This is a genomic window from Streptomyces sp. NBC_01198, from assembly GCF_036010485.1.
GTDB lineage: Bacteria > Actinomycetota > Actinomycetes > Streptomycetales > Streptomycetaceae > Actinacidiphila.
On record NZ_CP108568.1, the window covers coordinates 4,411,762 to 4,425,387 of the forward strand.

At 73.3% G+C, this 13,626-nt stretch carries 12 protein-coding genes; 3 read left to right on the forward strand and 9 right to left on the reverse strand.

Translation table 11 applies throughout. From position 1 onward, the window contains the following. Positions 1-48 precede the first annotated feature (48 nt). The 7 genes from OG702_RS19880 to OG702_RS19910 form a co-directional block, all read right to left on the reverse strand. Entirely contained in the window at positions 49-1,590 is a 1,542-nt protein-coding gene (locus OG702_RS19880) for an MFS transporter (RefSeq protein ID WP_327290250.1), read from the reverse strand. 63 nt (positions 1,591-1,653) lie between these two features. Next, positions 1,654-2,349 carry a TetR/AcrR family transcriptional regulator gene (locus OG702_RS19885; RefSeq protein ID WP_442814478.1) on the reverse strand — a complete coding sequence of 232 codons (696 nt, stop codon included), beginning with the start codon at positions 2,347-2,349 and terminating at the stop codon, positions 1,654-1,656. Between the two features lie 132 nt (positions 2,350-2,481). Beyond that, positions 2,482-3,822 (reverse strand): hypothetical protein, encoded by a 1,341-nt coding sequence (locus tag OG702_RS19890; protein ID WP_327290251.1) that lies wholly within the window; start codon positions 3,820-3,822, stop codon positions 2,482-2,484. Positions 3,823-3,915: 93 nt separating this feature from the next. Then, the gene (locus OG702_RS19895) at positions 3,916-4,353 is read right to left on the reverse strand and encodes a hypothetical protein (RefSeq protein ID WP_327290252.1); all 438 of its coding nucleotides are present in this window, start codon (positions 4,351-4,353) and stop codon (positions 3,916-3,918) included. Then, positions 4,346-4,876 carry a SigE family RNA polymerase sigma factor gene (locus OG702_RS19900; protein ID WP_442814479.1) on the reverse strand — a complete coding sequence of 177 codons (531 nt, stop codon included), beginning with the start codon at positions 4,874-4,876 and terminating at the stop codon, positions 4,346-4,348. Before OG702_RS19900 ends, OG702_RS19895 begins: the two co-directional genes overlap by 8 nt. 194 nt (positions 4,877-5,070) lie before the next feature. Continuing rightward, on the reverse strand, positions 5,071-5,706 hold the full coding sequence (locus tag OG702_RS19905) for a GNAT family N-acetyltransferase (RefSeq protein ID WP_327290254.1): 636 nt from the start codon (positions 5,704-5,706) through the stop codon (positions 5,071-5,073). Positions 5,707-5,757: 51 nt separating this feature from the next. Continuing rightward, positions 5,758-6,615 (reverse strand): haloalkane dehalogenase, encoded by an 858-nt coding sequence (locus OG702_RS19910; RefSeq protein ID WP_327290255.1) that lies wholly within the window; start codon positions 6,613-6,615, stop codon positions 5,758-5,760. A 94-nt stretch (positions 6,616-6,709) separates the two neighbouring features. Here OG702_RS19910 and OG702_RS19915 point away from each other — a divergent pair, with 94 nt between their 5' ends. The 3 genes from OG702_RS19915 (at position 6,710) to OG702_RS19925 (ending at position 11,849) form a co-directional block, all read left to right on the forward strand. Further along, a complete protein-coding gene (locus OG702_RS19915; RefSeq protein WP_327290256.1) occupies positions 6,710-7,162 on the forward strand; it encodes a MarR family winged helix-turn-helix transcriptional regulator in 453 nt (150 codons plus the stop codon). Positions 7,163-7,288: 126 nt separating this feature from the next. Continuing rightward, positions 7,289-8,017, forward strand: coding sequence for a hypothetical protein (locus tag OG702_RS19920; RefSeq protein ID WP_327290257.1), 729 nt, complete (start codon positions 7,289-7,291; stop codon positions 8,015-8,017). A gap of 193 nt (positions 8,018-8,210) precedes the next feature. Continuing rightward, entirely contained in the window at positions 8,211-11,849 is a 3,639-nt protein-coding gene (locus OG702_RS19925; RefSeq protein ID WP_327290258.1) for a choice-of-anchor D domain-containing protein, read from the forward strand. A gap of 68 nt (positions 11,850-11,917) precedes the next feature. Here the strand turns inward: OG702_RS19925 and OG702_RS19930 are convergent, their stop codons facing one another. Then, positions 11,918-12,697, reverse strand: coding sequence for an oxidoreductase (locus tag OG702_RS19930; protein WP_327290259.1), 780 nt, complete (start codon positions 12,695-12,697; stop codon positions 11,918-11,920). A gap of 155 nt (positions 12,698-12,852) precedes the next feature. After that, complete coding sequence (locus OG702_RS19935; protein WP_327290260.1) at positions 12,853-13,548, reverse strand: hypothetical protein; 696 nt, start codon at positions 13,546-13,548, stop codon at positions 12,853-12,855. Between the last annotated feature and the right edge of the window lie 78 nt (positions 13,549-13,626).

Genomic DNA, 13,626 nt, shown 5'->3' on the forward strand with positions numbered 1-13,626 from the left:
CCCCGCCCTGGTGGGCGGGGCCTCGGGGTCGGGCGGGAGGGGTGGCGGTCAGTGCAGGACGACCGGGACCGACTCCGGGGTGGAGTCCGACGTCGCGGCGTCGTCCTCGCTGGAAGCGACCCGCACCGTGCTCGGGCGGCCGGCGTTGACGAAGGTCAGCGCGATCAGCGCCGCTGCCGCCTCGATGCCGACGGCCCACCAGATCGCGTGGGTGTAGCCGTGCACCAGGCTGTGCGCCTGGAGCAGCTTCGCACCGCCGGCGCCCGCCGCGTGGGAGGCGAGGTAGCCGGCCGTCGCGGACGCGGCGATCGTGTTCAGCAGGGCCGTACCGATCGCGCCGCCCACCTGCTGCGAGGTGTTGACCATCGCGGAGGCGACACCCGCGTCACGCGGCTGCACCCCGGTGGTGGCCAGCGACATGGCCGGCATGAAGGCCGAGCCCATGCCCAGGCCGAGCAGCACCAGGCCGGGCAGGATCACGCCCGGGTAGGACGAGCCCACGTCGAGCCGGGTCAGCAGCAGCATCGCGACGGCGGCCAGACCGAATCCGGGCGCCATCAGCGCGCGGGCCGGCAGCCGGTTGACCAGCCGGGCACCGATCTGGGTGGAGCCGACCACGAAGGCGGTGACCATCGGCAGGAACGCGAAGCCGGTCTTGATCGCGGAGTACCCCTGGACGACCTGCAGGTAGTAGGTCAGGAAGAGGAAGACCCCGAACAGGCCGATGATGGCCAGGCCCAGCGAGAGGTACGTACCGCCGCGGTTGCGGTCGGTGACCACCCGCATCGGCAGCAGCGGCGAGCGCACCTTCGACTCGACGATCGCGAAGGTGGCGAGCAGCACCGCGGACGCGACGAACAGGCCGATGGTGGACACCGACGACCAGCCGGAGGTCTCGGCGCGCGTGAAGCCGTAGACCAGCGAGACCAGGCCGAGCGTGGACAGCACCACGCCGGGGATGTCCAGCGGGGAGCGGTTGCGGCCGCCCTCCGGCTCGCGGATCACGAAGTACGCGCCCAGGGCGGCGATCACCGCGAAGGGGATGTTGGCGAAGAAGGTCCAGCGCCAGTTGAGGTATTCGGTCAGCACGCCGCCGAGCAGCAGCCCGACCGCGCCGCCGCCGCCGGCGATGGCGCCGAAGACACCGAAGGCCTTGGCCCGCTCCTTGGTGTCGGTGAAGGTCACCGCGAGCAGCGACAGGGCCGCGGGCGCCAGCAGCGCGCCGAAGACGCCCTGGGCGGCGCGGGAGCCGAGCAGCATCGCCTCGTTGCCCGCGACACCGCCGACGGCGGAGGCGAGCGCGAAGCCGGTCAGGCCGGTGACGAAGGTGCGCTTCCTGCCCCACAGGTCGGCGATGCGGCCGCCGAAGAGCAGCAGCCCGCCGAAGGCGAGGGCGTAGGCCGTGATGACCCACTGCCGGTTGGCGTCGGAAATACCGAGGTCGTGCTGCGCGCTCGGCAGCGCGATGTTCACGATGGTCGAGTCGAGGACCACCATCAGCTGGGCGAGCGAGATGAAGACCAGCGCCTTCCAGCGGCGCGGATCAGGAAGCGCCGTCTTGGCGGCTTCCATACGGGCGATTTGGGACATGGAGGTATCCACTTCGGTACGCGTGGCACAAAACTGCGGAGGTCGGCAGAGCCGCTGGGGCTCTTACGGGGTGCGCGTCGTCGCGTCGCCCGCTTCGTCGTCGTTCGGGTACGGGTGCGAGGTCTTGAGGCCGTCGAGGAACAGCTGCAGGTGGCGGTGCAGGTCACTGCCGGTGCAGTCGATGCCGGGCAGCGGGCGGGTGAGCCGCGAGATGGCGACCATCAGGTCGTTGAGGGTCACGTCGGACCGCAGGCGGCCGGCCGTCCTGGCCCGTTCCATCAGCTCTTGGAGCGCGCCCTCCAGGCGGGCGCTCTCCACGGCGATCTCGGCGGAGCGGGTCTCGTCACCGTTGACGAACAGTCCGCACAGGGCACCGATGTTGTCGTCCACGGCGGCGTGCGCGAAGCGGCCGAGCGCGGCGCACGCGTCGTCGCCTGCGGCCGCCGCGGCCACTTCCGTCTCGGCGCGGTCCGCGGTGCGGGTCACGCTGGACAGCAGCACGGCGTGCACCAGGGCGCGGCGCTCGGGGAAGTGCCGGTAGAGCGTGGCGTTGCCGATACCCGCGCGGCGGGCGATCTCGTCCAGTGGGGCGTCGGGGCCGAACTCGACGAAGATGTCCCGCGCCGCGGCGACGATCCGCTCCCGGTTGCGCAAGGCGTCAGCGCGCGTCCGGTGGGTGCGGATCACGGCGGGCACGGCGCCCGCGGTCACGCTGTCCGCTCTCTCGGCCAGGTCGGCCGGATCAGCGACGGTGGTCACAGTGGTCACTCCTCTCGACGTCGGGCACGGCATCCGGGGACTGCATCCCCGGTTATTCATTCACGTGCATGTAACGGGGAGGGAGTCCCCGGATATTTCACCGGGCCGATGTGACCTGCGTCATGCCGCGGTTCAGCCGGCCCAGCGCCCCGAGGTGAAGGCCACGGCGAGCACCGTCGCCAGCGGCCCGGCCACCGCCACGTACGCCGTACGCAGCCAGGGCCGCCGCAGCGTCCAGCCCGCCGCCACCGTCCACAGCGGCCACCACAGCAGCGAGGCCCGCGGGACGGACATGTACCAGTACGAGGTCCCCAGCGCCCACAGCGTCAGCGCCAGGTAGACCGCCTCCGCCCAGCGCCGCCGCCACAGCAGCAGGCCGAGCAGGGCAAGGCCCACCACCATCGCGGCCAGCTCGAACTGGAAGAGCAGCGCGTACGGCGTGCTCTGGGTGTGCGAGAAGGCCGCGTGCCAGGTGTGGCCCCAGGCCTGCCACGGCGAGTCGAACCGGCGGTACCAGCCGCGCTCCTGCGCGTGCTTCCAGTCCATCCAGTCCCCGGTGCGCGCGTGCAGGAACCAGCAGTACGCGGCGGCCGGCAGCGCGGGCAGCACCAGCCATCCGGCGGGCCACCAGGACCCGCGCGCCTCCCGCCCCGCGGTGACGAACCGCACGACGAGCGCGGCGGCCAGGAACAGCCCGCTCACCCGTACGGCGCAGGCCGCGCACCCCAGCAGGCCCGCCGCCGCCCAGCGCCCCTGCCGGGCGGCCAGCCAGCAGGGCAGGGCCACGGCGAGGAAGAGGGCCTCGGTGTAGCCGGCGGCGAGGAAGACGGCGCAGGGCGACAGCAGCAGGTAGAACACCGCGTGCCGCCCGGCGTCGTCCCCGGACCCGGCACCCGGCCGGCCGGGGGTGACCGCCTCAAGCCGCCCGGCGTCGTCCCCGGACCCGGCACCCGGCCGGCCGGCGGTGACCGCCTCAAGCCGGGCGATGCGGGCCAGTGCCAGCACGGCGACTGCGCCCGCCACGAAGGAGATCGCCAGCCCCGCGGCGGTCCATTGCGGTATCAGTACCGCGTGCACCGCCCGCAGCAGCAGCGGGAAGCCCGGGAAGAAGGCCTCGCGGTTGTCGGCGGTCGGGGCGCCGCCGCTTCCCGGCGGGCCGCCGAAGTAGCCGTGCTCGGCGATCTTCAGGTAGTGGTCCCAGTCCCACTGCTGCCAGCGGCCCAGCAGCGAGGGTGCCGCCCGCCCGCTGCCGTCCCCGGCGAAGAGCCAGCCCGCGCAGTACGCGGTCAGCCACACGCCGACCCTCGTCGCGGCGTAGAGCCACAGGACGCTGCGGTCCATCGGCGACTGCGCGGCACCCCGCCACGGTCGCCGCGGGATGGCGGCCGGCCGCCGGGCCGGGCGCCGCAGCCCCGCGGCGACCCGGGCGGGCGGGGCCGGGACCCGGGTGGAGGGTGCCTGGGTGTCGTGCACGCTGGGACTCCAGGGGTGGGTGAGGCGGGTGGGACGCGGGACGGGACGTGCCGGCATGGCCCGGCGGCGGGGGGTGAGCGCGGGCGGGCGGTGTTACGGGGTCGACGTCCCGCTGCCCGCCGGCTGGGTGGGGGTGCCGCCGGCGGTGGTGCTCGCCGGCGGGGCGGCCGGCGGCGGTGTGGTGGCCCCGTAGTCGGGCGGGCCGTTCCCGGCGCCGCCGGGGATGCCGTGGGAGGTGCTGGGGCCGTACGTGAAGGGGCCGTAGGGGGAATCTGTGACGTCGACGGTGGTGCTGATCGCCGGGTGGGCCGGGAGCGCGGGCCGGCCGTCGCCCAGCAGCAGCCCGGTGGACAGACCGACGATGAGCCCGAAGGCCAGGCACGCGCACGCGGCCACCAGCGCCAGCCGCGCCCGGCGGCGGCGGTCGCCGCGAGCGGTGATCACGATGACCGGCGGCGCCACGGCGGCATGCTGCCCTGCGGTGGCGGCGGCCTTGAACGCTGCGCGCAGCGGGTCGTGTTGCTCAGGCATCGGAGGGCTCCTCCCCCTGCAACTCGGGCAGCCGGCGCGCGAGCGCCGCCCGTCCCCGGACCAGATGGGTCTTGACGGTGCTGCCGGACACACCGGTCTCGGCCGCGATCTGCTCGACCGACAGGTCGCACACGTAGTGCAGCGCGATCGTCCTGCGCTGGTGCTGCGGCAGTTCGCGCAGCGCCGACACCAGCGCGACCGAGCCCGACCCCGGCGGCTCGGCCGCCGCGGGACCGCCGTGCCGCCGCCAGGCCTCGTCGGACCGCCGCCGACCCCGCCACCGGCTCACCGCGAGCCGCCAGGCGACCGTACGGATCCAGGCCTCGGGGTTGCCGTCCCCGGTGAGCTGCCGCCGCCGGTCCCAGCCGCGTACGAACGCCTCCTGCACGACGTCCTGCGCCTCGTGCAGATCCCCGAGCATCACGTACAGCTGCCCGGTGAGCCGCCCGACCGCGTGCGCGTAGAACTCCTCGAACTCCTCAGCGGTCACCCGCGGCCCCCCTTGCTCTTCCTCACCCCGCATACGACCGGGACGCGGCGCGCGGTCTACACGCGGCGGCGGAAACCGCGTGTGACCCCGGTCACTCGCGGCGCATGGTGCAGCTGAAGAAGGGCCGCACGCCTGGTCACGGCCTGCGCGTCAGGGGGCTCCATACCGGGCTGACGGTCCTGGCCCGTGCCAGGCGCCGCGGGTCGGGCGGGATGTGTCGGACACGCCTAGCCGAGCACGTGCAGCGACTCCGCCCCGACCGGGCGGAAGCCCGCCGCCTGGAAGGCGCGGACGCTGCGGGCGTTGCCCGCGGCCTGCTGGGCCCAGACCGGGCCCGGGACCAGGTGGCGGGCGGCGGTCGCCAGCGCCCGCCCGAGGCCGCGGTGCCGCGCGGGCTCCTCGACCTCGACGGCGGCCTCCCAGCGACCGGCGACCCCGCGCCCGAGCACCAGCAGCCCGCCGTCCGCCGCCCACACCCGCACGCCGTCGCGCCGGGCCAGCGCGCGGACCACCCGCGGATGCGCGGGGTCCTCGATCTCCCGCAGCGCCAGCGGCGGGTCGCCGGCCAGCGGGGCCGCCACGGTGAGCAGGTCGATGGTGTCGGTACGCCGGCCCGTCCGGTCGAGCAGCGCGGCCAGGAAGCGCGGGTTCATCGCGGCGGCCAGCGCGTCACAGCGCGCCGCGGCCAGCTCCGCCCGCACCCACGCCGGATCCTCGTCGGTGAAGACCACCGCGTGCGCGGTGAAGGCGATCACCCCGGCGTCCCGCACCCCGCCCTGCGGGACCACCGTCACTCCGCCGTCAGCCGGCGGGAACACCCCGCCGGCCGCGTCCTGCAGAATCCCCGCCAGCGCTCTCCCCATGCCCGGCATCGTAATCCGGCCACCGCAGGGGTCAGGAGCGCGTCCTCCGGATCAGCGCAGGCCGTGGGTGTCGAGCCATTCGGCGATCGCCTTGGCGATCTCGGCGGGGCGGTCCTCGGCGGCGTGGTGGCCCGCCGGGCCGCAGGGGACCGTGGTCAGGGCGGAGATGTGGCCGGCGCACCAGTCGGTGAGCGCGGGGCCGGTCAGCAGGGTGGGGGAGCCGGTGAAGGTGAGCAGGAGTTTGGGGACCTCGGGGGAGGCGCCCAGCCACGTGCCGTAGGCCTCGATGCGCGGGATCAGCTCGGCGGGGTCGCCGTCGACGGGGATCTGGCGGGCCCAGGCCAGCAGCGGGCGGCGGCTCTCCACCGTGGGGTAGGGGGCGAGGTAGGGCGCCAGGTCCTCCTCGGACAGCGGGGTGAGGACGCCGCCGGTGTAGGCGGTCCGCACCAGCCGGTTCTCGCCGCTGATCATCTCCTCGCCGCCGCCAGGAGTCCGCAGCATCCGGGTGCGCTCGCGGGCCTGCGGGGAGAGGTCCTCGCTGCTCAGCGGCTTGAGGATGGTCTCGAAGAAGGCGATGCCGGCGACCCGGCCGGGGTGCCGGGCGGCCCAGTCGATGGCCAGGGCGCCGCCCCAGTCGTGGCCGACCAGGACGACCCGGTCGAGGCCCAGCGCGTCGAACCAGGCGTCGAGGTAGCGGGCGTGGTCGGCGAAGGAGTAGGGGATGTCCGGCTTGCCGGAGGCGCCCATGCCGATCAGGTCGGGAACCAGGACGCGGCCGGCGCCGAGGCCGGGGGCGACGTTGCGCCACACCCGGGAGGTGCCGGGGTTGCCGTGCAGCAGCACCAGGGGTGTGCCGCTGCCGGTCTCCTCGTAGTGCAGGGTCGAGTCGAGTACGTCGATGGCGGGCATGGCGGCCTCCGCAGGGTGTTAGTGCTGTGAACGTTCGTCACGCTAACGAAGCTACATCGTTAGTGTTACTAACGCAACGGAGTAGAATCCCGCCATGGACTCCTCCCGGCCCGCACCCGAACGCCTGCGCACCCTGGCGAGCCGGCTGCTCGCGTTCGCCGCCACGCAGGGCGACCGGCTGGTCGGCGACCGGCTGGCGGCGGTCGGCGCCCGCAAGTGGCACTACGCGGTGCTCGCCTCGCTGCAGGAGTACGGACCCGCCAGCCAGGCGGAGTTGAGCCGGCGGGCCGGGATCTACCGCAGCGACATGGTGGCGGTGCTCAACGAACTCGCCGACGGCGGCTACGTCGAGCGCACCCCCGACCATGCCGACAAGCGGCGCAACGTCATCACGATCACCGACGACGGCCGCCGCAGGCTCGACCGGCTCCAGGGCCTGATCGCGGCCGGCGAGGGCGAGTTGCTGGTTCCGCTCAGCGCGGCCGAGCGGGACGAACTCGTCCGGCTGCTCACCCTGGTGGTCGACCACCACGGCGAACGGATGTGATCGGCCCGCACCCGCTCTGCCGGAGGGGCCCACGGCGTACGGTCGTCCGTACGCCGCCGGTTCCGCTTCCGCTTCCGGGCGGCGCCCACGCCATCGCGAGGAGCAGCCGTGATATCGGAGCCGGAAATGACCGGAGGTCCCGACGAGGGCGGGGCCGAGGTGATCAGCGACGCGGACCGGGCGCCGCGCTGGGGCGGGCTGCGGCGGCCGTGGGTGTGGGGGGCCGGCGGGGTGCTGCTGGCCTCCGCGCTGTGGGCGGGCGGGCTGCGGGCCTGGGCGGTGGCACACGACGGGCCACCCGACCTGCACGGTTACGCCCTCGGTGACAGCCCGTGCGCGGGCGACACGCTGGCCCCGCTGACGACGGCGCTGCACGCGGCAGACACCGCCGCGGTGTCACCCGCCGCGGCCCGGCTCGGGCCGGCCCTCGACCAGATCCGCTGCACGCTGTCGGTGGGCGCGCCCGGCGGCCCCGACTCCACCGACCGCTACGAGATCTTCGTGACCATCGACCTGCACAAACGCACCGACCCGCGGCCGGAGTTCGAGGACCAGGCCCGGGTCGACGCTACGGATCTGACGCCGGTGGAGTCCGTGCGGCGGGTCACCGGGCTCGGCGACGAGGCGGTCGCGCAGACGCTGAGCCGGCAGAGCGAGGAGCTCAAAGTCCTGCACGGTGGTGCGGTGTTCACCGTCACCCTGACCGGTTACAGCACCGAGTACCTCTCCGACGACACGCTCGCCGCGCTGCACGGCGGCCCCCGGCACCTCAGCTCGGACGTCGGACGTTTCGAGTCCGCGCTGGTCGACGCGATGCGGAATGTCATGAAAGCGCAGCAGAAGCCCCGGAGTTGACCCGTTACGGCTGAATTACGCCACCGGTCCGCCCCCTGCTGGTGAACGCAGAATCTTGCGCAAGAAAGTTACTTTCTCGCAATGATGAGCGTGGATATTGCGGACCGGTGTCCGCGACATTACGGTGCCCCTTGCGTTGACGCTCCACCCCCACCGGTGCAGATCCGGCATTCTGTGTCGAAAGGAGCACGTGATGTTCCGTACGCCCCCCTTCCTCCGAGGCCGCAGAAGGCCACCACGATCAGGCGGTTCGCCCCGCCGCACCGGCCTGAGAAGAGCGGTCGCCGTCGTCGGCAGCACCGCCCTGCTCACCACCGGCGGTGTGCTCGCCCTGAGCGCCGCCACCCCCGCCTACGCCGCCGCGACCGGCGGCAGCGGCGCGAGCCTGCCCTACGTCGAGGTGCAGGCCGAGAACTCCGCCACCAACGGCAGCCAGATCGGCCCGAGCTGGCTCGCGGGCCAGCTCGCCGACGAGGCCTCGTACCGCAAGGCCGTCACGCTGTCGGGCAGCGGGAAGTTCGTCACCTTCACCACCCCGGTGGCGACCAACTCGATCGACTTCCGCTACAGCATCCCGGACGGCTCCGGCGGCTCGGTCTACACCGCCCCGCTGTCCTTCGCCATCAACGGCGCCGCCCAGCCCGACTTCACCCTGACCAACGCCTACAGCTGGTACTACGGCAGCTACCCGTTCACCAACCAGCCCGGCAGCAACCCGCACCACTTCTACGACGAGGCCCACCGGCTGCTGCCGCAGACCTATCCGGCCGGCACCACCTTCACCCTGCAGACCAGCGGCGGCAGCGCCGCCACCACCATCGACTTCGCCGACTTCGAGCAGGTCGGTGCGGCCCTCCCGCAGCCCTCCGGTTCGGTGTCGGTCACCAGCAAGGGCGCCGACGCGACCGGCGCCGGCGACTCGACCGCGGCCTTCAACGCGGCCATCAGCGCGGCCGGCCCCGGCGGCACCGTGTGGATCCCGCCGGGCACGTACAACATCCCCCGGCACATCACGGTCGACAACGTCACCGTCGCCGGCGCGGGCATGTGGTACTCCACGGTCACCGGCGCGGCCCCCGGCTTCTACGGCCTCGGCGAGCCCGACAGCTGCGGCGTCGGCGGCAACCGCGGCGTCAGCAGCAACGTCCACCTGTCGAACTTCGCCATCTTCGGCCAGGTCGGCACCCGCAACGACTGCGACCAGGTCAACGGCATCGGCGGAGCGCTCAGCAACTCCTCGGTCTCCAGCCTGTGGATCGACCACCTCAAGGTCGGCGCCTGGCTGGACGGCCCGATGGACAAGCTGACCCTGTCCGGGCTGCGCATCCGCGACACCACCGCCGACGGCATCAACTTCCACGGCGGCGTGACCAACTCGACGATCACCAACAGCGAGATCCGCAACACCGGTGACGACGGCATCGCCACCTGGGCGGACTCCGCGCTGGGCGCCGACGCCAACGACACGATCTCCAACAACACCGTCGAGACGCAGATCCTGGCCAACGGCATCGCGATCTACGGCGGCCACGACAACACCGTCAGCGGCAACCTGGTGCAGGACACCGGCCTCGCGCAGGGCGGCGGCATCCACGTCGGCCAGCGCTTCACCTCCACGCCGGTCGGCACCACCACCATCTCCAACAACACCATCATCCGGGCCGGCAGCCTCGACCCGAACTGGCAGTTCGGTGTCGGAGCGCTGTGGTTCGACGGCAGCCAGGGCGCCATCACCGGGCCCATCAACGTCAGCAACCTGCTGATCGAGCAGAGCCCCTACGAAGCCGTGCAGTGGGTCGAGGGCACCGTCAGCGGGGTCAACCTCAACAACGTGACCATCGCGGGCACCGGCACCTTCGCCCTGCAGGAACAGACCGGCGGCGCCGCGAAGTTCACCAACGTCACCGCGACCGGCGTCGGCGCCTCGACACCCGTCTACAGCTGCGAGGGCGGCAACTTCGCCGTCACCGACGGCGGCGGCAACTCCGGCATCACCGGCACGCCCTTCTGCGGCGGCTTCCCCACCCCGGTCTTCCCGCCCTACCCGGCCAGCGGCGTCACGGCCACCCCGGGCGCGCTCAACTTCGGTTCCGTCGCGACCGGTTCGACCAGCGGCACGCAGACCGTGACCGTCTCCAACCCGACCGGCTCGGCCGCCGCCGTCTCCGCGCTGTCCGCCTCCGGCGACTTCGCGCAGACCAACACCTGCGGCTCCTCGGTGCCGGCCAACGGCTCCTGCACCGTCAGCGTCACCTTCCACCCGACCGCGAGCGGGGAGCGCAACGGCACCCTGACCGTGACCGCGGGCGGCAACACCAGCACCGTCACGCTGACCGGCACCGGCATCGCGCCCGGCCCGGTGCTGAACACCAACCCGGCGAATCTGTCCTTCGCCGGCACGGTCGTCGGCTCCAGCGCCACCCCGCAGACGGTGACCGTCACCAACTCCGGCACCAGCGCGGCCAGCATCTCGGCCATCGCGGCGACGGGTGACTTCACCCAGACCAACAACTGCTCCTCGCTCGCGGTCGGCGCGACCTGCGCGGTGACCGTGACCTTCAAGCCGACCGCCGGCGGCACGCGCAACGGCACGCTGACGCTGACCAGCACCGCCAACAACAGCCCGACCACGGTCGCGCTGAGCGGCGCCGGCATCGACAGCAGCACCGACGTCGCGGCCGGCCACACGGCGACCGCCAGCTCCAGCAACGGCACCTTCGTCCCCGGCAACGTCACCGACGCGGACGCCTCCACGTACTGGGAGAGCGCCAACGGCGCCTTCCCGCAGTGGGTCCAGGTCGACCTCGGCCAGAACTACAGCGTCGGCAAGGTCACGTTGAAGCTGCCGCCGTCCACCGCGTGGGCGACCCGTACGGAGACGCTGTCCGTCCAGGGCTCCACCGACGGCAACTCCTTCAGCACCCTGTCGGCGTCCGCCGGGCGGACCTTCGACCCGAGCGCCGACAACAACACGGTGACCATCACCTTCACCGCGGCCACCGCCCGCTACGTGCGGGTCAACATCACGGCCAACTCCGGGTGGAGCGCGGCCCAGCTGTCCGGACTCCAGGTCTTCCCGGGCAGCGGCGGCACCAACCCGACGTCCGCGACCCTGGCCGTCACCCCGTCCTCGCTCACCTTCGCCTCCCAGGCGCCCGGCACCACCAGCGGCGCCCAGAACGTGACGGTGACCAACACCGGGACGGCCACGGCCGCGATCAGCTCGGTCACCGCCTCCGGCGACTTCTCGCAGACCAACACCTGCGGCAGCTCGCTGGCGGCGAGCGCCAGCTGCACGGTCGCGGTGAAGTTCACCCCGACCGCGTCCGGCACCCGCAACGGCACGCTGACCATCAACAGCAACGCCGCCAACAACCCGACCACCGTGGCCCTGACGGGCACCGGCACCGGGACGGTCAGCACCAACCTGGCAGCCGGCCGGCCCACCAGCGAGTCCAGCCACGCCGACGTCTACCCGTCGTCGAACCTGACCGACGGCAACCAGGCCAGCTACTGGGAGAGCGCCAACAACGCCTTCCCGCAGTGGGCGCAGGTCGACCTCGGCTCGGCGCAGAGCGTGAGCAAGGTCGTCCTGCAACTGCCGGCCGGCTGGGGCGCGCGCAACGAGACGCTGTCGATCAGCGGCAGCACCAACGGCAGCAGCTTCACCACCCTCAAGTCGTCCGCGTCCTACGCCTTCACCCCGGGCGCGAACAACACCGTCACGATCACCTTCACCGCGTCCACCCAGCGCTACATCCGGGTGACCGTCACCGCCAACGACGGCTGGCCCGCGGGCCAGCTCTCGGAGTTGCAGGTGTGGAACGCCTGACGCGGGCCTGATGAACGCCAGTGCCGCCGGGTGCATGGGCACCCGGCGGCACTGTGCACTCCCGGCCGTCACCAGGTCGGAATGAGACCGCCGTCGATCAGGAAGTCGCTGCCGGTGATGTTGCCCGCCCGGTCACCGGCCAGGAAGAGCACCAGGTCGGCGACCTCCGCCGGCCGGGTGAACCGCCCGGTCACCATCGAGCCCGCGGCAGCCGCGACCACGTCCTTCGGATCGCCGCCCGAGGCCGCGGACACGTTCGCGGCCACCCCGCCGCCGCCCAGCCACAGATCGGTCTCCACCGGGCCCGGGCTCACCGTGTTCATCCGCACCCCTTGCGGCCCGACCTCTTTCGACAGCGCCTTGGAGAAGGCGACCAGCGCCGCCTTGCCCGCGCTGTAGTCGATGACCAGCGGGTCCGGCAGGGTGGCGTTGACCGAGCCGACCGTCACCACGCTGCCGCGGCCCGCCGCCACCATCAGCGGCAGCGCCGCACGGGTGACCCGCACCGCCGCCAGCAGGTTCAGGTCCAGCGTCCGCGCCCAGTCCTCGTCGGTCACCGACAGGAAGCCGCCGGTGCGGGCCGGGGCCGACCCGACGTTGTTGACCAGGATGTCGATCCGCCCGCCGGCCGCGTCCACCAGCCGGCCGGCGGCCGCCGGCTCCGACAGATCCACCGCCACCCACTCGACGCTGCCGCCGTCCACCAGCGCGTCCAGCTCGGCCGAGGTCCCGCGGGACCCCGCGACCACCTGCGCCCCAGCCCCCGCCAGCGCCGCCACCACGGCCAACCCGATCCCCTTGCTCGCCCCGGTCACCACGGCGGTCCTGCCCTGCAGCTCGCCAGTCATCGTGCGTCCACTCCTCGGTGTGCGGTGTTGTTACGGATGTTGCCTGCGTCCCGGACGCCCCGCCTGCCGGGCGCGTACGCCACGACCGCCGCCCGGCCGCCGGCCCCTGCCACCACCGGCGAATCGCCCTGACCCCGCTACGCCCGACCGGGTGATCACAGCGCCCGCGCCACCGCCTGCCCGGTCTCACGGGCGGTCAGATAGGGGCGGACGTCGTGCGCGTGGGCGCCGTTGTGGATGGCAATGTCGTCGATGCCGCCGCCGAAGACCGGGTCGAGGCGTTTGGCCAGCGCGACGACGTCGGCGGAGTCGGCGATGTTGGTCCAGCTGCGGACTGGCACCGGGGCCGCCCCGGGCGGCGGGCTGAGCCGGTCCAGGATCAGCCGCGGGACCGCCAGCGGCGAGCCCAGGGTGATCAGGGCTGGCCGCCGCCATTGGGGATGGGCGCACAGCGTCTCGTACGCCACGACGGTGCCGAGCGAGTGCGCGATGATCAGCTCGGTGTCGGCGGTGACCGCCCTAGCCAGCCGCTCCCGGGCGGCGGCGCGGATCGCCGGCTCGGTGAAGTACCGCCGAACCTGGCGGGCGCTGCCGATCATCGCGCGCTCGCCGAGCCCGGCGAAGAAGGCGGAGTGGCTGAGCGCGTCCAGCGCCCGCTGTACCAGCAGCGGCGTCCGCAGCCGCGCTGCTGCCGCCGGGCCGGCCACCCGGCTGTCCTGCCCGGCCGCCGCCGTCCACCACCGGAGCAGCAGCTCGCGCTCCAGCCCGTCGGTCACGTCCGACGCGCCCAGCTCGGCCTCCCCGACCCCGCGATGCCCGCGCGGCCGGAACAGGTCCCCGTAGAACGCCATCGCGACATCCTCCCGCGCAACCCCCGGCCCCGCGCCGGGCCCGGATGTACGCGCTGCGCTGGCACATGGCCCGCGCGC